The organism is Aquimarina macrocephali JAMB N27, assembly GCF_000520995.1.
Taxonomy (GTDB): domain Bacteria; phylum Bacteroidota; class Bacteroidia; order Flavobacteriales; family Flavobacteriaceae; genus Aquimarina; species Aquimarina macrocephali.
Window position 1 is genome coordinate 39,313 of record NZ_JACA01000053.1, and the last position, 20,278, is coordinate 59,590.

Sequence of the window (20,278 nt, forward strand, 5' to 3'; positions counted from 1 at the left end):
TAAAAAAAACTCAAGTAATGAAGACTAAATTTATCGTAGTACTATTTCTAGCTGTTGGTGCTTTTGGATTCGCTCAAAAGAAAATCACACCAAAACCAGCATTAAAAGCAGCTGCCAAAGCCTTGAAATCTGGTAATATGGATGTGGCAGCAGAAGCATTGCAAGCTGCAGAAGGACAGTTGGATGCTGCCGATGATAAAATGAAAGCGCAGTATTATTTTTATAAAGGACAAGTTGTTGCAGCTTCAGCAAATGAATCTTTAGAGAAAATTGAAAGTGCGGCTAATGCTTATAATAAAGCAATAGAAATTGAAGCAGCATCAGGAGCAGCTAAATATACAGTAGATGCATCACAAAAATTACAATTATTGCGTCAATCTTTAATCGAAAATGCAATTAAAGATCAGAATGCAAAAAACTATAAAGGAGCATCAGAAAAACTTTATTTAGGATATACAACTAATAAAGCTGATACTACATATTTATATTATGCAGCAGGTAACGCTGTTAATAATAAAGACTATGATACTGCTCTAAAATATTATAAGGAATTAAAAGACCTTGGTTTTAGCGGAGAAAAAAAGGAGTTTGTAGCAACGCATAAAGAAACTGGTAAGCTTGATGTTTTTGAATCTAAACAAATAAGAGACCTTTCTGTAAAATCAGGAGAGTATATTAAACCAGAAACTAAAACTTCTGAATCTAAAAAAGGGGAGATTGCTAAAAATATTGCCTTGATTTATATGAGCCAAGGAAAAGATGAAGAGGCTGTAGCTGCTATTGAAGATGCTAAAAAAGAAAACCCTGAGGATTCTGCATTAATGCAGGCAGAAGCTGATGTATATTATAAGTTAGGGAATATTGCTAAGTATAAGGAGATTATGGAACAGATCGTAGCTAACGATCCTGAAAATCCAGATTTACTATATAATTTAGGAGTTAGTGCTTCTCGTCTTGGAGACAATGATCAGGCAATGGGATACTATAAGAAAGCTTTAGAGTTAAAGCCAGATTATACTGCTGCTCAAATTAATATTGCTTCTATAATTTTAAGTGGAGAAACTAAGATTGTAGATGAGATGAATGGTTTAGGAACATCTTCAAGCGATAATAGGAAATATGAAGAACTAACAAAAAAGAGATCAGAACTATATAAAACAGCTGTTCCTTACCTTGAAGGAGCTTTAAAAAGTAATCCTGATAATGTAGAAGCTATTCGTACATTGATGAATATATTTTATCAATTGGATGATCCTAAAGCTGGTGAAATGAAAGACAGACTTAAAGCTTTAGAAGGAGGTAACTAATAATAGAGCTTCTTAATAATTATAAAAAAAACCGGAATATATATTCCGGTTTTTTTTATGATTTATTTGCATACTTATAGAATAGTACCCTAGATTGAATACTGTTATTTATCTAAGTTCGGCTCCTAATTTATTTTCAAAATTATACTGTAACTTGTTCATGATTTTATCGATTTGTTTATCGGTAAGTGTTTTATTCTCGTCTTGCAAAATGAAGCTTACAGCATACGATTTTTTCCCTTTTGGTAGGTTTTTACCTTGGTACACATCAAATAAGTTTACATCTTTTAAAATTTGTTTTTCGGTTTGCTTGGCGATAGTATGAATTTCTTCAAACTTTATAGAATCATCCAATAACAAGGCAAAATCACGACGCACTTCAGGAAACTTTGGGATGCCTGTGTACTTTATTTTATTGTGTTTTGCATATTCCAAGATAACATCCCAGTTAAAATCGGCATACAATACTTCCTGAGAAATAGAGAAATGTTTTAATACCGATTTTTTTAGTATTCCAAAATCAACTAATTGAGCTTTGCCAATACTTAAAGAAAGACCTTCTGCAAAAACATCATTCTTTATAGGAGAAGTTTTTAACCTTGTTAATCCTAAACGCTCCAAAACAGAGTATACTATTCCTTTTAGGTAAAAGAAATCACTTGTTTGCGAACTCATGGTCCAGGTTTCTTTGGATCTATCTCCGGAAACAATAATGCTTAAGTGTTTGTTTTCTATTCTTTTATCTTCGTAATTATGATATGTTTTTCCAAACTCAAATAATTTAAGATCCGATCGCTTTCTATTGCTGTTATATGATACAGCTTCTAATCCCGAAAATAACATAGATTGTCTCATTACTGCCAAATCATTACTAAGTGGATTTAGCATTTCGACATTATTTTCATCTTTAAGTTGTTCACTCAAGGCAATATAATGAGGAGAGGTAAGCGAGTTGGCTAACATCTCATTAAATCCCTGACCAACAAGTTGATTTGATATCGTGTTTTGCACATTATGGTCAGAAAACTTATCAATATTTGATATAGAAGCATTTAATTTCTGAGTAAAACCTATAGTATTATACCCGTATACTCTAAGGATTTCTTCTATAACATCAACTTCTCTTTGCACATCATTTCTGTATGCCGGAATAGTAAGGCCTATACCTGTCTCAGTTACACTATTGATTTTAATGTCTAACGAAGTGAGAATCCTCTTAATAGTATCTTGAGGTACTTCTTCGCCAATTAATTTTGTAGCATTTTCAAAAGATAAAATTACCTGAAAATCTTCAATCTTTTTTGGATATAAATCCATGATTTCGCTAGAAATATTTCCTCCTGCAAGTTCCTGTATCAATAGAGCAGCTCTTTTAAGGGCATATTCGGTGATATTTGGGTCAATACCTCTTTCAAATCTAAAAGAAGCATCTGTATTTAGACCATGTCGTTTTGCCGTTTTACGAATACTAATAGGATCAAAATATGCGCTTTCTAAGAAAATCGAAGTTGTTCTTTCTGTTACCCCCGAGTTTACTCCACCAAATACACCAGCAATACAAAGAGGTTTTACAGCATCACAGATCATAAGATCTTCCTGATGTAGTTCTCTTTCTAATTCATCTAGAGTTGTAAACTTAGTACCGGCATCTAATGTTTTTACTTCAATTTTATTTCCTTCAATATAATGTGCGTCAAATGCGTGTAATGGCTGTCCTAGCTCATGTAAAACATAATTAGTAACATCTACCACATTGTTTTTTGGAGTAATTCCAATCGCTTTCAATCTATGTTGCAACCAGGCGGGAGACTCACTTACTTTAATGTCAGAAATTGTTACACCACAATATCTAGGTGCTAGTACAGTATTTTTGACCTCTATGTCAATTTTATTTAGCCTGTTTTCTACTCTAAAATTACTTACTGATGGAGTAATGAGTTCTAAACTAATATCTTTTTGTAGTAATCCTGCTTTAAGATCACGCGCAGTACCCAAATGACTCATTGCATCTGCACGATTAGGAGTTAATCCAATTTCAAACACAGAATCATTTTCAATATCAAATATGTCCGAAGCTTTAGTTCCTACAGTGATATCAGTACTTAAAACCATAATCCCATCATGACTTTTTCCTAGCCCTAATTCATCCTCGGCGCAGATCATACCATGGCTTTCTTCGCCTCTTATTTTTCCTTTTTTTATGACCCATTCTTCACCTTTATCATTGTAAAGTTTTGTGCCAATAGTTGCAACAGGAACTTTTTGCCCAGCAGCAACATTAGGAGCACCACAAACAATCTGAACTGGCTCACCACTACCTAAATCTACTTTGGTGATTTTAAGCTTATCTGCATTTGGATGTTTTTCGCAATTAAGAACTTGCCCTACAATAACACCTTCTAGTCCTCCTTTTACACTTTGATAGGACTCTATTCCTTCTACCTCCAATCCTAAATCGGTAAGGAGTTCTCCGGTTTTTTCTGCATCCCAATCGATATTAATAAATTGCTTCAGCCAGTTATACGAAATCTTCATTTGTGATCTTTCTAAATTCAGGTGGTAAAGATAATATATTGGGCAGAGGATACAAATAGTTGTAAGTATATCTATAAATAAAATTATGGTATATTTAGAATAGTTTTATTCTAACCAAATTTTAATATTATGAAAACAGGAATTAAGTTATTTACTATTATGTTTCTTTTCGGAATAATTTCTTGTACAGATAAGAAAAAAGAAGAGGAAGAAACCAAAGCAGCTGTAGAAAAAATAGAAGCGGTTGAATCTGAATTAGATCAAATCTCAGAAGAAGTAGAAACCAAAGTAGAAGAATTGGAAGAATCTTTAGAAGATTTGGATAATATTTAAAAGACCTTTTAGTAATAAACCTTCATACCTTAATTATTCTAACATTAACTAAAAAAGACTATCATGAAACTTATAAAACTAGTATTGGTATTTGTTTTGATTTTCACTTTAGGGAATCAAGTTACTATTGCTCAAGGAAAATCTCAGGAAGCAAAAGAAAAAGTAGCTGAGAAAAAAGCAAAAGCAAAGGAAAAAGCTGAAAAAACTCAGGTAAAGGCAGAAAAAAAAGCAGAAAAAGCTCAAGAGAAGGCTGAGAAAGCCAGAGAGAAAGCAGAAAAAAAAGTTGAAAAACTAGAAGAAGCGAAGGATAAAGCTATTGAAAAGGCTGAAAAAGCTGAAGAAAAGGCTGAAAAGGCCCTAGAGAAAGCCGAAAAAAAGGTAAAAGGTAAAGCCTATGGCAAAAATAAAGAAGGATTAACTGGTAAGGAATTTGGAATGGCCAGAGCTGAAGAAGCTAAGAATATGGTGAAAGAACGTAATGAGGTGTTGAAAAAGAATGAAGAAAGGATAACTAGAGGTAAAGAAAAAATTGAAGCAGCAAAAGAACGCCTGGCAAAAGCAAAGGAAAAGGAGGGAGAAGAAGCTCTAACTCCTGAAGAAATAGCAGAAAAAGAAGCCAAAATCACTAAAGCCGAAGAAAAGCTAAAAGCCTTAGAAGAATCAATTAAAAAAGGAAAAGAAAAGATGAAAGAAGGAAAAGAAAAATTAGACAAATTATATACTAAGGAACAATAAAAGCCTAATAAAACTATAAAAAGAAAATCGTCCGGTAAGTTTTGAGTAACTTTCCGGACTTTTTATACGATAAAAATAATGAGAAAAACAGCCATATTTATTCTACTTGTAACCACTATTTTTTCTTCCTGTAAGAAAGAAAAACCATCTGATTTGATTGAGTTTAAAAGTGGACCCTGGAAAGCAACTTTAGAAGTTCAGGATAATAAAAAACTTCCTTTTTTGATTGAAGTAATGGAGGATCAAACCTTAAGAATTTTTAATGCCGAAGAAACAATCGATGTAGATGAAGTTATAATCAATAAAGATTCTATACTAATTAAGTTTCCTGTTTTTGAAGGGTATATAGCTGGTCGATTTATAGATTCGATGACAATTTCTGGAAGTTTTATTAAAAAAAGCCTGGATAGAGTGGTGCCTTTTACGGCAAATTATGGAGAACAGGATCGATTTGAAATTGTTTCAAAATCAAATCATGATATTACAGGAAATTGGGAGACAATTTTTAGTAAAGACAATGAAGAAGATAGGTATATAGCCAAAGGTACTTTTAAACAAAATGGAAATATGGTTACGGGTACATTTAGAACAACTACAGGAGACTATCGTTATTTAGAAGGCGTTTTAAATAATGATCAATTACAATTATCAACTTTTGATGGAGCTCATGCTTTCTTATTTACGGCACAGGTTACTGATAGTACATTAAATGGTTACTTTTATTCGGGTAATCACTGGAAAGAGCCTTTTGTAGCAAAAAGAAATGAGAACTTTAAATTACCTTCTGAAGATTCACTAACTTTTCTGAAAGAAGGATATGATACATTAGATTTTAATTTTCCTGATGTTGAAGGAAACCAAATTTCTCTTAAAGATGATCGGTTTAAAGATAAAGTGGTAATCGTACAAATTATGGGAACCTGGTGCCCAAACTGTATGGATGAGACCAAATATTATGTAGAATATCAGAATGAGCATAAAAACAATGGAGCCGAATTTGTTGCATTAGCTTTTGAATATGCAAAGACCGAAGAAAAAGCATTTAAATCCATAAAACGATTACAGCAAAAATTAAAGGTAACATATCCTGTTCTTTTAGCTCAATATGGAACTTCAGATAAGCAGAAAGCACAAGAAAAACTACCAATGCTAAACCATGTATTATCATATCCAACTACCATTTTTATTGATAAAAAAGGACAAGTACGTAAAATACACACTGGTTTCAATGGCCCGGCTACAGGCCAAAAATATGTAGATTTTAAAAATGATTTTGAAGGTTTTGTTAACCAGTTGTTAAAAGAATAATATGGTTTAACAATCAATTATGACTTTATTTTTGAGTTTAACACTACCGTAACATTAGGATTGAGATATACCTCTTACATTGTTTAAGTCAGAAATTAGATTTTTCTAAGTGATAATAATTAATCAAAAAAAAAGTCATGAAACAATTCAACTTAATTACAACTTGTATTGTGAGCGCAATGATGTTGCTCTCAATTCAAACAAATGCGCAACTTACTACACCTGAAGGAAGCCAACGTGCCCAAGTAATGCAACGTGTAGGAACTACAAATATCACAATTGATTATGGGAGACCAAGTGTAAAAGAACGTGAAATCTGGGGAAAACTAGTTCCTTATGGATATAATAACCTGGGTTTTGGAACATCTACAGCGGCACCCTGGAGAGCAGGAGCTAATAGCAATTCGACTATAGAGTTTACTCACGATGTAAAAATCGAAGGAAAAGATATTAAAGCAGGTACTTATGGCCTCCATATTGCGTTAAAAGAAGATGGTGGTGCTACTGTTATATTTTCTAATAATTCTAACTCCTGGGGAAGTTATTTTTATGATGAAAAGGAAGATGCTTTACGTGTAGATGTTAAAACCAAAGAGACAGCACATACCGAAATGCTAACTTTTTTATTTCCTAAAGTCGAAGCTAACAGTGCGGTAGTAGCATTGAGGTGGGAGAAAAAAGAAATTCCTTTCACGATCGGAGTTGATGTGAAAAATGTTGTAATGAAAGGCATTAAGAATGATCTTCGCAATTCTGCAGGTTTTACTCAGACAAATTGGGATAATGCTGCAAATTATGCATTTAGTGCAGGTGAGTTAGATCAAGCACTAGAGTGGGTTGATGCATCTATATCTGGTAGTTTTTTTAGTAAAGAAACTTTTGCTAACCTATCTCTTAAATCACAAATTTTGGCTAAACAAGGGAAAACAAGTGAAGCTATGACTTTTGTAGATAAAGCTGCCAAACTAGGAAGTACTTCACAGGTTTTTAGATTAGGAACAGGTTTAATAAGCTTAGGGCAAAAAGATAAAGCACTCCTTATTTTAAAGGATAACGTAAAAAATAGTAAAGGCGCATGGCCATCTAATTATGGATTAGCAAAAGCGTATTCGGCAACCGGGGATTATAAAAATGCTATAAAAGCGATAAATACATCATTAGACAGTGCTCCTGATCGATTTAAAGGAAGATTAAACGGTGATTTGGAAAAACTTAAAAATGGAAAAGATATAAATTAAAGGAATAATCTATAGCAATAATGAAAGACCGTCTAAATTTTATTAGACGGTCTTTGTGTTTTATTTCATATATAACTTAGTCAGTTAATTTTCTCATTATCCATTCAATAGGGCCATATTTTGAATACTTTTTATTAATCATTGAAAAGATAAGACATACTATAATAAAGAACAATGCGTATAAAAAGGAAAAGTTAACTGTATACTCTCCCATTTTTATAGGGCTAACAATTTCTATAAATCCCATTCCTATTATGACATGTGCAATATAGAACGTTAAAGCAAGTTGCCCCGTGTTTTTTAATATATGTATGAAAGTGGTATTCTCATATTTCTTTGAAATTAGAATACAAAATGAAATAAGGAATATGGCTACACTACTTCCAGAAATCATGTATAAAGGTAATGGTGGCATAGGATCTGTTCCAAGAATCGGAGTTAATTCTGAGATCATTTCTTGGTTTCCCATAGAAAAGAAAGCAATAGAAAAATAGGATATTATCTGTACGATTATAAATACTGTAAGGCTAACCCATAATGCTTTTATAACTACTTTAATATTACTTAATTGCACCTTGCCAAACCACATTCCTATAATCATAAATGCACTCCAGGGGAAGATGGGATGAAAACCATTAAAAAAAAGGTTTTTTAAAAAACCTTTTACAGTCCATAGGTCTATATAGCTCATTTTTGCATAGTCCCATCCATTATCATAATCCCATAATATCATAAGTATAGGATATAACATCACCATTCCTATTGCAATAAATGATAGTGTTTTTGGCTTACTTTTTATTAAAAATATTGCCAGAAGTATATATATCCCATAAAAGTGTAAAATATCTGCTTGCCAGATTGTGGAATAGGATATGCCAATTAAAAAAAGAAATAGAGCTCTTTTTAGAAGTTTGTATTTGTTTTGGTTTAGTTCATCTGCATTATTGCGATGTAATGCACCTTTTGTCATTAATGAGATTCCTACACCTGCCAGAACAACAAAGGTTGCAGCTGCTTTACCATCTAATAATCCTAAAATAGTATTCAAGAATGGATTACCATGATTTCCAAATACCATTTTAAAATTAACTATAATCATTCCAAAGATTGCCAGTGCACGTGCAACATCAATTCCAATAATTCTTTTTTGCATAGCACTCTTTTTTTTGCAAACAAATATAGATGAGCAGGTTAGAAGTGGTATTGTTCAATACAGACAATTATTATTTTACAGGAATATAAATCTCGGTAAGGAGTTCTTTTTCTGGAGTATTAGTTTCATCATTAAGATAAAACTCTAAAGTAGGTTTGTCTTCAAACTCTAATTGTACTTCGGTTATCCAGTACCCATAGATTAAATTGTAAGTATCTGTAGAACTCTCATGACTACCTTTGTGTAAGAACTTGGCATATTTTTGCTGTGCTATATGTTTGGTTTTAAATAACCCTTTTAAAGGAAAGTCTATTTCTTTTTCTAGAACAATCCCGGCATTATACCTGCAATGTACAGTGTCTGTGATTGCATCATCATCTAATATTTCACCCAATATAATTGTTTCGTCTTTTAATAAATCATGTTTTGAGGCGTATGAGACCAATTGTTTCCAGGTTTTTTCTATACCATTGATATTTTCATAAGATCCTTGATAGGTTAAATATAAAATATCAAAACCAGGAATTTCTTCGAGTTCATAATTAAGAACTTGTTCTTGAGTGTTTTCTAATGAGAAGATCGCTTTTTGGGTAATGTATTGTTTGACTTTGTTCGAATTTCGAAAAGAAGAAGGAGAACATTTAAACTGTTTTTTAAAAGCTTTACTAAAAGCAGCAATATCACTATATCCAATTTCATGGGCAATATCAGAGATGTTCTCAGATGAAAATTTCAGGTATTCTGCGGCCTTTTCTAATTTTATTCTTTTTATATATAGACCTATAGTTTCGTGATGCAGTGCAAGAAATATTCTGTTTATATTTCGATAAGAATAAAACGATATGTCTTCTATATCTTTTTTACTGATCTCATTTTTAAATTTCTCTTCTATATAGAGAATTAATTTTTTATAACGTTCCAGTTGTGTTGGATTTCCCATGTTTTATCATTTTAAAGGAAAGGTACTACGAAATAGTAGTATCAGAGTTGTCTTTTTAGGACAATTAGATATGTTATTCATAGCGTGAAATAAGAATTTTAATGCAATATAGAGATTATGCTTTTTTGTCTTAATAGGACAAACGACATACTGTTCATGCTTACTAGTTTTGGTTAAAATTTAATAGTAGAACATGAACAACAAAACAGGTATAAAAGCTTTAATGGTAATATTATTCATTTTTTCAATCTATAATGTCAAAGCACAAACTATAGATAAGAATAGCCTCTTAAAAAAATGGGATCTTGATACCTACAAGATTGGAGTTAAGAAATACCCACCATCTAAAAAAGAAAAAAATGACTATATCCTTTTTAAAAAGGATATGACCTTTATCTCTATGTCTGATGGGAAAATGGAGAGCGGTGCCTGGATGTTAAACACTAATGGCAGCTATATAATGATGACTGATGATAAAAAAGAAAAGGTAAAGGCACACATCGTCGTTTTAACATCAGTGAATTTGGTGTTGCGTTTTGATATTAAAGAGATTAGGGAGATAGAGGTTCATTATGCTTTTAATTTATAAAATCAAGTTTATAATGAAATCTATCTGGTATGTATCAATGTTTTTCTTGTCTTCTATAGTATTGTCTCAAGAAAAAATAGCCTTAAAAACTGTTCCTTTTCATACAGAAAACTCATCAATATACATAGAACAGGTTTTCGATACTCGGAAAGAGAAAAACTTAGGATTAGGGACCAATAAATTTGGAGAAAAAGTCATTTTTCAATTACACCCAAATGCACCAAGGGCTATTCTAAGTTTTATGAAAACTTCTTTTTCGCATGCTAAAGATGCAAAACCAATATATATAAAAGTTGAGAATTTAGAAATTCAACAATCTCAGAGTAGTATAAATCATATAACGACCAGGGTGTATATAGACTTGGTTTTTTATGAAAAAGAAAATGATAAACTGAAAGAACTTCATGCTGTACGGCACTATGAAGAAGAAATTTTTTCTATGTCTGATGGATCAAAAATATTTGAAACCTATGAAAAAAGAATCAGAGCTGCATTAGAATATTGTACCCTAAGTTTTATGAATCATTATAAAAAAAGGAACAAGCCAGAATCTATATCAAGAGGTATACAAACAAGCGTAGAGGATGTTTTTTATGAAAAATCCAAATCGAAACATGCAGAACGATTAGGAAAATGGTTTAACATGTTGACATATAAAAAAATATATAGCAAGCATAAAGAGGGATGGAAGATTAGTTATATAGGATTTGCTGATAGTGATAAAAACTTCATCATGCCCTTTGTAATATCTTATGATAGATATAGTATAAAACGAAGTTCATTGCTCAATAAAAACTATACGTCTGTAGATGCCTTTAGTATAGGAGGTGGTTTTGACGGGTATTTAAAAATAGTACCTGGGTTATATGCTAATATAAGTCTAGAAGTGCCTTTGGGACTTGAGATCGCAAAAAAAACAGAAGGTAAAAAACAGCACAATTTTCTTATCGGGATAAGCTCTAGACAGGGAATAAAAATTATCCCATGGAAAGATTATGGTATTGTGATTGGGGCCGGTGTTTTTCAACAAATACAAACTTCTAAAGTGTATACCAGGAACTTCGGATTTGAGCTCGAACTAGGGGTTAATTTTTAATCTGAAAACTGATTTCAGAATAGTAATGTATTCAATTAAAACAAACAAATAAATCAAAATGAAGAAAACAATTAAATTAATGTTATGTACAGTGTTATTGGGGATAGTAACTATAAGTGCACAAGAAAAACAAAAAGGGATAGAATTTGGAATTAAAGCAGGAGCTAACTTAACCGAATTTAGGAATACATCTTCTAAATTTAAAATAGGGATAATGGGAGGAGTCTTTTCTCAATACAGGCTATCCGAAAAATTAGCAATTCGATCCGAAATACTTTATTCTGCTCAAGGAGCAAAATCAAAGATTAGTTCTGGTAAAATAAAATTAAACTACATCAATATATTACCGGCGATCATAAAATTCTACCCTATTAATAAATTAAGCCTCGAAGCCGGGCCTCATGTAGGATATTTGTTAAGTGGTAAAGGAGCAGGTTTTGTAAAGAATAATTTTAAGAAAATCGATTACGGAGTAGCTTTGGGTATAGGATATTCCTTAACTGATAATTTAGAAGTTGGAATTAGATATAACCTAGGGCTAGTTGATATTACCAAAGCGAATACTACATCACTTAAAAATTCAGTATTTCAAGCTGGTTTAGCTTATAAATTATAACATTTATAATGATTGTATTGATCAAATTAGTAGTAGAACAGATTATATCATTTTTTGTATAAAGAATTTAAAAGCAGAAAAGACAGGAAGTAAGATGTCAAAAAGTTATATGATATAATAAAAGGTTTAGGGTAATTCTAAACCTTTTTTGCTGAAATGAAAACCGAATTGTTAATATTATATGACTATGATAGAAAGAAGTTTTATTATGCATTGATCTTATGTTAAATTACGGTATTAGCGTATCTTTGTACTACCAAATTGTTATACATGAGTAAAGCCGTTTATATTGCTACTATAGAACCTAATAGTGGTAAATCTATTGTTGTTTTGGGTATGATGCGTATGCTTCTGGGTAAAGTAGCCAGAGTAGGGTATTTTAGACCAATTATCGACGATCCTAAAGAAGGAGAAGTTGATAATCATATCAATACTGTAATATCGCATTTTGAATTAGATATTAACTTCAAAAAAGCCTATGCGTATACAAGAAGTGAAGTACTTCAAAAATACAATCAAGGTAAATCAGGAGAAATTATAGATGAGATTATCAAGAAATACAAAAATCTTGAAGAAAGATTCGATTTTATATTAGTAGAAGGTACTGATTTTTCTGATGAAGGTAATATCATTGAGTTTGATATTAATGTTATTATTGCCAAAAACCTGGGTATCCCAGCTGTCATTGTCGCAAGTGGGATTGATAAACAAAACGATGAAATTGTTAGTAATCTAAAACTAGCATATGATACTTTTAATAGTAAAGACGTAGAGGTATTGGCTATGGTAGCAAATAAGGTTACCCAAGGTTGTGAAAAACAATTAGAAAATAGTTTTGAAAAAGATTTTGGGAATGATGTCGATCGTATTATTATCCCAAAAATCAACTCTTTGATTAACCCTACTATCAAAGAGATTGTAAACGAATTAGAAGGTAATGTGTTGTTTGGTAAAGAATACCTCAATAATCAAGCTGGTAGTTTTGGAGTGGGAGCAATGCAATTGCGTAACTACCTTACACATCTTAAGGATAATAGCCTTGTAATTACCCCTGGAGATCGTGCTGATATCATTTTGGGAGTATTGCAAGCAAATATTTCTGATAACTATCCAAAGATTTCTGGAATTATACTTACTGGAGGAATTATTCCTGAATCACCAATACTTAAATTAATAGAAGGAGTTTCTTTATCTTTTCCTATTATATCGGTACCTAGTGGTACATTTTCTATTACCAATAAAATAGGGGCCATTAAATCTAAAATTTATCTAGATAATCTACAAAAGATAAACACGTCGATTAGCATATTCGAAAAATATGTTAATGAAGATCAACTAGCTGATAAACTGATTACATTTAAATCAGAAGGATTGACCCCACGAATGTTTCAATATAATTTATTAAGACGTGCTTTAAAACATAAAAAACATATTGTTCTTCCAGAAGGATCAGATGAAAGAATCCTAAGAGCTACATCCAGATTATTAGCTTCGGGAGTTGTGGATATTACTTTAATTGGAAACGAAAAGAAAATAAAGAGTAAAGCTATAAAACTCGATATTCCAATAGATTTTGATAAAATACAGGTTGTTTTCCCTACAGAATCTCCATATTATGATGATTATGTGCAAACATTTTATGAGCTAAGAAAGCATAAAAATGTAAACCTGGATATGGCCAAAGATATGATGGCAGACGTATCTTATTTTGGTACGATGATGATATACAAAGGTCACGCCGACGGAATGGTCTCGGGAGCAGTGCATACTACACAACATACAATAAGACCAGCTTTACAGTTTATAAAGACAAAACCAGGAGTAAAAGTTGTTTCTTCGGTGTTTTTTATGTGTTTAGAAGATCGAGTTTCAGTTTTTGGTGATTGTGCAATTAACCCTAATCCTAATGCAGAACAATTAGCTGAAATAGCAATTTCTTCTTCAGAATCTGCAGCAGCGTTTGGGATTGAACCAAAAGTTGCAATGTTATCATACTCGTCGGGAACCTCTGGTAAAGGAGAAGATGTAGAAATTGTTAGAGAAGCAACTGCAATTGTAAAAGAAAAACATCCTGATTTAAAAATTGAAGGACCAATACAATATGATGCGGCAGTAGATTTAGAAGTGGCGCAAAGCAAATTACCAAATTCTGAGGTAGCAGGCCAGGCCAGTGTTTTAATATTTCCTGATTTAAATACAGGTAATAATACCTATAAAGCTATTCAACGAGAAACGGGAGCACTAGCCATTGGTCCAATGTTACAAGGGTTGAATAAACCTGTAAATGATCTAAGTAGAGGATGTACTGTTGATGATGTATATAATACTGTAATTATAACGGCAATTCAGGCTCAGGGATTATAAAACAGAGTAAGGAAATACTTAATTTCTAATACTCTAAACTCTAAAAAAATATGCAAATACTAGTATTAAATTCTGGGAGCTCTTCTATAAAATTTCAATTATTTACTATGCCTGCCGCAAAGGTAATTTGTTCGGGCTTGGTAGAACGTATTGGTTTAGAAAATGCTAAAATCTCTTATACGTCAGAAAAAAATAAAATTGAAAAAACGGTAAGCGTAAATACTCACAAAGATGGATTACAATTAATAGCCAGTTATTTGATGGATGATGAAGTAGGAGTGATCCGATCGGCATCAGAAATTCATACCGTTGGCCATAGAGTAGTTCATGGAGGAAGCACTTTTGCAGAAACAGTTGAAATTACAGAAGAAGTAAAACAAAAAATCAAGAAACTTTCTGCGTTAGCACCATTACATAATCCAGCAAATTTGGAAGGAATTTTGGTTGCCGAAGAAATTTTTTCTGATGCACAACAAGTAGCTGTATTTGATACAGCTTTTCATCAAACTATTCCTGTGGAAGCCTATAAGTATGCTATTCCGAACAAGTTTTTGGATGAGCATAATATCAGAGTATATGGTTTTCATGGTACCAGTCATAAATACGTTTCAGAAAAAGCTATAGAATTTTTAGGGAAAGAGAAATCGATGTCCAAGATGATTACAATTCACTTAGGAAACGGATGTAGTATGACTGCTGTTCAGGATGGTAAAAGTATTGATCATACTTTAGGATTTGCACCCATGAATGGATTGATCATGGGAACTCGATCCGGAGATATTGACCCTGCAGTGATCTTCTACATGGTTAATTCCTTGGGGTACTCTCTAAAAGAAGTAAATGATCTTTTACAAAAAGAAAGTGGAATGTTGGGGTTAACAGGGTATAGTGATTTACGGGATATTGAATCTGAGGCAGAAAAAGGAAATAAAGACTGCCGGTTAGCTCTGGAAATGAATGCTTATCGTATCAAAAAATTTATTGGAGCATATGCCTCAATTATGAATGGTTTGGATGCTATTGTATTTACTGCCGGAATAGGTGAGAATTCTGATAAGATTAGAGACTTGGTGTGTAAAGATCAAGAATTTTTTGGAATTCAATTAGATGACGAAAAGAACAGTATTCGATCTAAAGAAATAAGAGGTATAAGTTTACCCTCTTCAAAAGTAAAAATATTAGTTATTCCTACTAATGAAGAATTAGAGATTGCCAAGCAATCGTTCAAATTATTAGCATAAAAGCATTGTAAAAAAGAAAACTAGAGAATCCCGATAGTAATGCATGTACATCCCGAAAAGAGGTATATATTCTTTTATGGTCAAAAGCTATTGTCGTTCAGCAAATTCTTTAAATTGTCTGAGCCATTTTTCGGCTGGTTTTCGATACATACTCGGAAATAAAATTGCCATCAATTTTGGCATAATCCAGTTTATACGAGTGTACTCGTATTCGAATTCATACTTTGTTTTGTTTTCGCTTAATGCAATAAAATTACATTTCATGGTATTGTCCATATGTTTATGATGATAACTAGCTTCAAATGAATGTGGAAGTTCATTTTTAGTTATTGTTTCGATCAATTCCATATCATGTTTTCCGTGTTTGTAAAACATTTTGGAAACAGTACCTACTTTACCTTTTTCTCCACTGACCAATTCTTTTTTAATAAACCCATCTTGATATTCTTTAAGATTATCCGGGTTTGCAAACAGCTCAGCCACTTTATTTAGAGGTTGATCAATCTCAATATAACCTTTATGTTTCATAAGAATTTAGTTTTAAATGGTTACAAATTACATTCAGATTTACTTTGCTTTAATTTATGATTTATAAGTTGGCTTCAAGTTTCTTTTCTATTCGTTTAATGGTATTCCAGTTACGAGTTGTGATATGCTTACCAAAATATCGTTCTAGAACTTCCATTCCTTTTGGGGTCTTAGTTATAGAAAGGTCTAAGACACTTACAATAGTTTTGTCGATCTTATCGATAATTTTAAAAGCATTATTATCACTTGTCCATGGTAATTGTAAATCGGTTTCAACATCTTCCTTCAAAAATGAAACATACAATCGAATATCTTTTGTTACCAGGATGTCTTTAAATGGATCTCGATCCAACAAATCATACATCATTTCAGATTTTCTTATGATGGTTGGGATAGGAAAACCAAAGGTCTTTGCTAAATGATCAGAAATCGTTTTTTCGAGACTCTTTGCATCACCTTTTGTTGAGTCAAATATTATATTTCCCGAATTAAGAATTGTAATTACTTTTTCGAAATTCAAATTTTCCATTTCTTTACGAAGTTCGGCCATAGGAACCTTGTGATGACCACTCACATTAATTCCTCGCAGTAAAGCAACATATTTACTCATTTCTTTAAATTTTATTTTAGTGTTTTTCTTCTTTTTTTAATTCATGTTTTAGTTTTTTTGTGTAATCAACAAACTTTTTTCCAATCATCTTATTTGCTTTTAAAGTCAAATCGACTTTATTTTTATCATTATCTAACCAAAGAAAGAGTTTCTCTTTGTGAAAATAATATCGATCTTCAATTATTGTGGTTTTATTTGAATCAAATTCTTCATTGTAGATTGGTATGTTGTAACGATATTGCTGGTCAAATGCAAAAAATAACTTTTTGTTTTTGAAATAATATTGAGTTATGTTTTTTCCGGTTTCTCCAAATTCAATTATTTCGATTAATTTTAAATCATCATTATCGAAATATGCAGTTATATGGCCTCCTTCGGTAGTATTTAATTCAATTTCTGAGGATCTTTTTATATAAAAATCCATATTGTTTCTTATCGTCTTATACTCAGATCTAATTTCTTTCAAGGTTGTTTCTTTCGATTGCGCCGAGATTGGTTCTAATCCAAAAAACAAAAGAGTCAATATAATTATAGTTTTTTTCATAATTGTTAGTGGCGTTATATATGAAAGTAGGATCTTGATAATTGTAATCTTTTTACCATAAATGTATTAAAAAAGCGCAAGCTTTGATGACTTGCGCTTAATTAGCTGTTTTAATGTATCTTATCGTAATACTATTCTTGTTGTATTAGATCTATTACAAAATTTAGTTGTGTGTCAACTTGATTGATATAGTCGGTATACGTTTGTGATACGTTATAATCTGGTATTATTCCTCTATTGTAAATTTGGTTTTCTTTTTTAGCAACATCTTGCTCCAAATTTACTACAGAAAAGAATAGTTCAATTTTGGATTTTGGTAAAATATAACCCAAAGTATTATGCCCGTTATGTCCATAATAGCCACCCATTGTTTCTTCTCCTATGGTGATTGCATTACTGTTTCCAGCAACCATTGCGGCAAATAAACTACCAGCAGAAGCCACTCGCGGACTAATCAATAGGTATATATTTCCTGTAAAGGCATTTTTATTTGGTGTTCTAATTTTATGATCAGCACTGGTCGAATCTTGATAAAATTTTCCGTTTTCTTCTTTTGGAAATTGATTTTGAAAGCTTTTATTGTATTTACCAACTCCAAGAGGTCTTAGAAATCTAGGGATTTTGGTGTATGCATATTTTAGATAAGGAATTTTGTTGAAACTTATCCATGCTTGTTTGTTCTCTGAAAAATTACGCTGTGTTAAATAAGAATATGTAACCAAATCGTTAGGGTCTGTTCCTCCGCCATTGTAACGAATATCAACAATTAAGTTTTTAATATTGTTATTTTTGATACCGGTAAAAACACTATCTAAAAAAGAAACATATCGTAAATGCATCGGATTCTTCTCACTTCCCATTCCAAAATCATTTATTGTTAAAATTCCGGTTTCATGGTCAATAGATTTGTAACTATAAATTTCATTTTCCTTCCAATCCTTATAATTAACTTCATCAAATGGTTTCGAATATCTATTCTTTATATTTTTATAATAAGCGTTAAAACTTATACTAGGTAAGACCTTTTGCTGAATTTTATCTGAATCATGAACTCGATACTTAACTTTAAAAGTGTTTTCAAGACCGTAGTGTAACCTATAATATCTGCTAAAATTATAATGAATTCCAATTGATTTCCCCGTAATATTTACACCATCTGTTGTATAATATTTGTGTAAACTTTGTAGTATTTCATTAATTTTTAAATTATTTATAGAAACTATTTCTGCACCTAAAGGAATTTCCTTGTTAACAATATTTACTATTACTTTGTCTTGAATTAATTTTATCGGCAAAGGGAAATATCCTTGCTCTTCATTTTTCATTGACTTGAACACTTTTTTTGGTAATGAAATGTCATTGTGTAAACTGCCTTCAAAATCGGTTAATTGATAAATTATATTATAAAAATCTCTATATGTTTTTGATTTTTTAACTTCTTTAAATGCCCATTGATATATACTATCGATTTGTTTTTTAGTGCGATATTTATGGAGGCCAGAATTTGCTTTAATTCGTATGTCTTTAAAAATCTGTAAATCTTTTGTCATCTTATCAATAGAAAATTTTTCATCTAAAGATTGAGCAAATAGAGCAGAGGTATAGCATATTAAAAAACAAGTAAGTAAGGATATTCTGTATTTCATAAAGTAATTTTTTTCAAAAATATGTTTATACAGATACGCTAACTTGTAGAATCTTGGCAATTATAAGATAGATGAGATACTTTTTTGATATATTTTGGGTGAAATACCAACATAGCGCTTAAAAGTATTAGAAAAATGTGCCAAATCTGAAAACTCATAATCAAATGCAATCTGAGTTAAGTCGGTGGTCTTTGTAATTAACTTTTTACTCGAAAATATTTTTTTCATCAAAATATAATTCATCGGAGTCATTCCTGTTGAGGCTTTAAACTTTTTGGCAAACCCGTATTTATTTAGATTAGCAACCTTAGAGAGTTCATCTAAACAAAACTTACTTGAAATGTTATTATCAATATATGAGCTAATGTTATGGAGTGAATTGAAGTTTAATTCTGAATATTCTTCTTTTTTTTCTTGAGAATAATGTTTTAAAGTTGCCACAAATTGAAACAACAAATTTTCAATAGTTGGAATGTCATTTATAATAATTGCATTCTTCAATTGCCTAAAAAGCTGGTTAGCATTTTTATTATTTATTTTCCGATTAACAAAAGTTATATTTTTTCCATTAAAAAGGTATTTCATTACATCTTTAGAAATGTAAATAGTATCAAATTCAACTTGAGAAGTGTTATCAATTAATGGGTTAGCATGTATTTCATATGGGTTTGTAATTGTTATACAGCCTTTTTCACTAAAAATGCTTTGATTTTCTAGTTCAATTTGCTCAATACCCTTGTGAATAAGTGAAATACAAAACGTTTCATGATAATGCTTAGGAAAATCAGTTACTTGTTTTTGTACGTTTATATATTCTAAGTTATCTAATATCATTCTTTGGTTTATCAATGTTGTCTAACTATTTAAACGAACACCTGTTTTAATTGTGTTTAATTTTATGTTAGGCACACTTTTTTATTCACCACTTTTTTTATTTTCCAATATCTTCATAGCTATTTTTCCACCAATCCATGCCATAGGAATATAAGCCATAACAATATCTGCTACTGCAAACCAGGTTGGTCCAGGTAACATATAGTTAACCATGATTCCTCCCAACAGGAACAATCCACCAATACCCAATGAGAATTTCATTTTGTGACTGGCAGCTATTAAACCAGCAATCGTTGCACCGGCAAGAGTACCCAATGCATGAGCTAAAAAAGGAAAAATAAAATGCTCGAATCCTAAAGTTGGCATAACAGCTGCCAAAGCGTTCATGTCATTAGGATCAACACCCTTTATAGGGATTAATGTATGACCGACTTGGATGAGAGCTATATTGATAATACTACCTCCTAACCATCCAGCTATAACAGCTAAAATATTTTTTAGTATTGAATTCATAGTTGTTTTTTTTATGACTGCCAAACTTCAAACACAAACTTCATTTTTTCAAATTGTACGTGATAATGTGTTTCTATAAATTAGTTACAAGGTTAAACATCTAATTTAACAATTAATTTTATACGGCGTTGGCAATTGCTTTTCTTTT

At 31.5% G+C, this 20,278-nt stretch carries 19 protein-coding genes; 10 read left to right on the forward strand and 9 right to left on the reverse strand.

The features are described from left to right. Positions 1-17: 17 nt before the first annotated feature. Positions 18-1,307, forward strand: coding sequence for a tetratricopeptide repeat protein (locus tag Z054_RS0124265; RefSeq protein ID WP_024772613.1), 1,290 nt, complete (start codon positions 18-20; stop codon positions 1,305-1,307). A 108-nt stretch (positions 1,308-1,415) separates the two neighbouring features. On the opposite strand, the gene pheT is transcribed toward Z054_RS0124265, so the two are convergent. After that, positions 1,416-3,842, reverse strand: a complete 2,427-nt coding sequence (pheT, locus tag Z054_RS0124270) for a phenylalanine--tRNA ligase subunit beta (protein WP_024772614.1) — start codon at positions 3,840-3,842, stop codon at positions 1,416-1,418. A 129-nt stretch (positions 3,843-3,971) separates the two neighbouring features. Between pheT and Z054_RS0124275 the strand changes: the two genes are divergently transcribed. The 4 genes from Z054_RS0124275 (at position 3,972) to Z054_RS0124290 (ending at position 7,456) form a co-directional block, all read left to right on the forward strand. Continuing rightward, positions 3,972-4,175, forward strand: a complete 204-nt coding sequence (locus tag Z054_RS0124275; protein ID WP_024772615.1) for a hypothetical protein — start codon at positions 3,972-3,974, stop codon at positions 4,173-4,175. Between the two features lie 63 nt (positions 4,176-4,238). Continuing rightward, positions 4,239-4,910, forward strand: coding sequence for a hypothetical protein (locus Z054_RS31890; protein ID WP_024772616.1), 672 nt, complete (start codon positions 4,239-4,241; stop codon positions 4,908-4,910). A gap of 78 nt (positions 4,911-4,988) precedes the next feature. Further along, a complete protein-coding gene (locus Z054_RS0124285) occupies positions 4,989-6,218 on the forward strand; it encodes a peroxiredoxin family protein (RefSeq protein ID WP_024772617.1) in 1,230 nt (409 codons plus the stop codon). Between the two features lie 137 nt (positions 6,219-6,355). Further along, on the forward strand, positions 6,356-7,456 hold the full coding sequence (locus Z054_RS0124290) for a DUF2911 domain-containing protein (protein WP_024772618.1): 1,101 nt from the start codon (positions 6,356-6,358) through the stop codon (positions 7,454-7,456). Positions 7,457-7,532: 76 nt separating this feature from the next. Here the strand turns inward: Z054_RS0124290 and Z054_RS0124295 are convergent, their stop codons facing one another. Together Z054_RS0124295 and Z054_RS0124300 are read right to left on the reverse strand one after the other, a co-directional pair. Then, positions 7,533-8,609 carry a DUF418 domain-containing protein gene (locus tag Z054_RS0124295; RefSeq protein ID WP_024772619.1) on the reverse strand — a complete coding sequence of 359 codons (1,077 nt, stop codon included), beginning with the start codon at positions 8,607-8,609 and terminating at the stop codon, positions 7,533-7,535. A 70-nt stretch (positions 8,610-8,679) separates the two neighbouring features. Next, complete coding sequence (locus Z054_RS0124300) at positions 8,680-9,549, reverse strand: AraC family transcriptional regulator (RefSeq protein ID WP_024772620.1); 870 nt, start codon at positions 9,547-9,549, stop codon at positions 8,680-8,682. Between the two features lie 193 nt (positions 9,550-9,742). Between Z054_RS0124300 and Z054_RS0124305 the strand changes: the two genes are divergently transcribed. From Z054_RS0124305 to Z054_RS0124325, 5 genes are all read left to right on the forward strand, one after another. Beyond that, the gene (locus Z054_RS0124305; protein WP_024772621.1) at positions 9,743-10,138 is read left to right on the forward strand and encodes a lipocalin family protein; all 396 of its coding nucleotides are present in this window, start codon (positions 9,743-9,745) and stop codon (positions 10,136-10,138) included. Positions 10,139-10,151: 13 nt separating this feature from the next. Next, positions 10,152-11,234, forward strand: a complete 1,083-nt coding sequence (locus Z054_RS0124310) for a hypothetical protein (RefSeq protein ID WP_035093404.1) — start codon at positions 10,152-10,154, stop codon at positions 11,232-11,234. 58 nt (positions 11,235-11,292) lie between these two features. After that, positions 11,293-11,850: a porin family protein gene (locus Z054_RS0124315; RefSeq protein WP_024772623.1), complete on the forward strand. Its 558-nt coding sequence runs from the start codon at positions 11,293-11,295 to the stop codon at positions 11,848-11,850. 270 nt (positions 11,851-12,120) lie between these two features. Next, entirely contained in the window at positions 12,121-14,214 is a 2,094-nt protein-coding gene (gene pta, locus Z054_RS0124320; protein WP_024772624.1) for a phosphate acetyltransferase, read from the forward strand. 50 nt (positions 14,215-14,264) lie between these two features. Continuing rightward, positions 14,265-15,455 carry an acetate/propionate family kinase gene (locus Z054_RS0124325; protein WP_024772625.1) on the forward strand — a complete coding sequence of 397 codons (1,191 nt, stop codon included), beginning with the start codon at positions 14,265-14,267 and terminating at the stop codon, positions 15,453-15,455. An 87-nt stretch (positions 15,456-15,542) separates the two neighbouring features. Here the strand turns inward: Z054_RS0124325 and Z054_RS0124330 are convergent, their stop codons facing one another. From Z054_RS0124330 to Z054_RS0124355, 6 genes are all read right to left on the reverse strand, one after another. Next, positions 15,543-15,983 carry an SRPBCC family protein gene (locus Z054_RS0124330; protein ID WP_024772626.1) on the reverse strand — a complete coding sequence of 147 codons (441 nt, stop codon included), beginning with the start codon at positions 15,981-15,983 and terminating at the stop codon, positions 15,543-15,545. Between the two features lie 61 nt (positions 15,984-16,044). Then, a complete protein-coding gene (locus Z054_RS29170; protein WP_024772627.1) occupies positions 16,045-16,593 on the reverse strand; it encodes a DUF1697 domain-containing protein in 549 nt (182 codons plus the stop codon). A 16-nt stretch (positions 16,594-16,609) separates the two neighbouring features. After that, positions 16,610-17,137, reverse strand: a complete 528-nt coding sequence (locus Z054_RS0124340; protein ID WP_024772628.1) for a hypothetical protein — start codon at positions 17,135-17,137, stop codon at positions 16,610-16,612. 131 nt (positions 17,138-17,268) lie between these two features. Beyond that, positions 17,269-18,783 (reverse strand): S41 family peptidase, encoded by a 1,515-nt coding sequence (locus Z054_RS0124345; protein ID WP_024772629.1) that lies wholly within the window; start codon positions 18,781-18,783, stop codon positions 17,269-17,271. A gap of 60 nt (positions 18,784-18,843) precedes the next feature. Beyond that, positions 18,844-19,617 (reverse strand): AraC family transcriptional regulator, encoded by a 774-nt coding sequence (locus Z054_RS0124350; protein ID WP_024772630.1) that lies wholly within the window; start codon positions 19,615-19,617, stop codon positions 18,844-18,846. A gap of 81 nt (positions 19,618-19,698) precedes the next feature. Further along, entirely contained in the window at positions 19,699-20,130 is a 432-nt protein-coding gene (locus tag Z054_RS0124355; RefSeq protein ID WP_024772631.1) for a hypothetical protein, read from the reverse strand. Between the last annotated feature and the right edge of the window lie 148 nt (positions 20,131-20,278).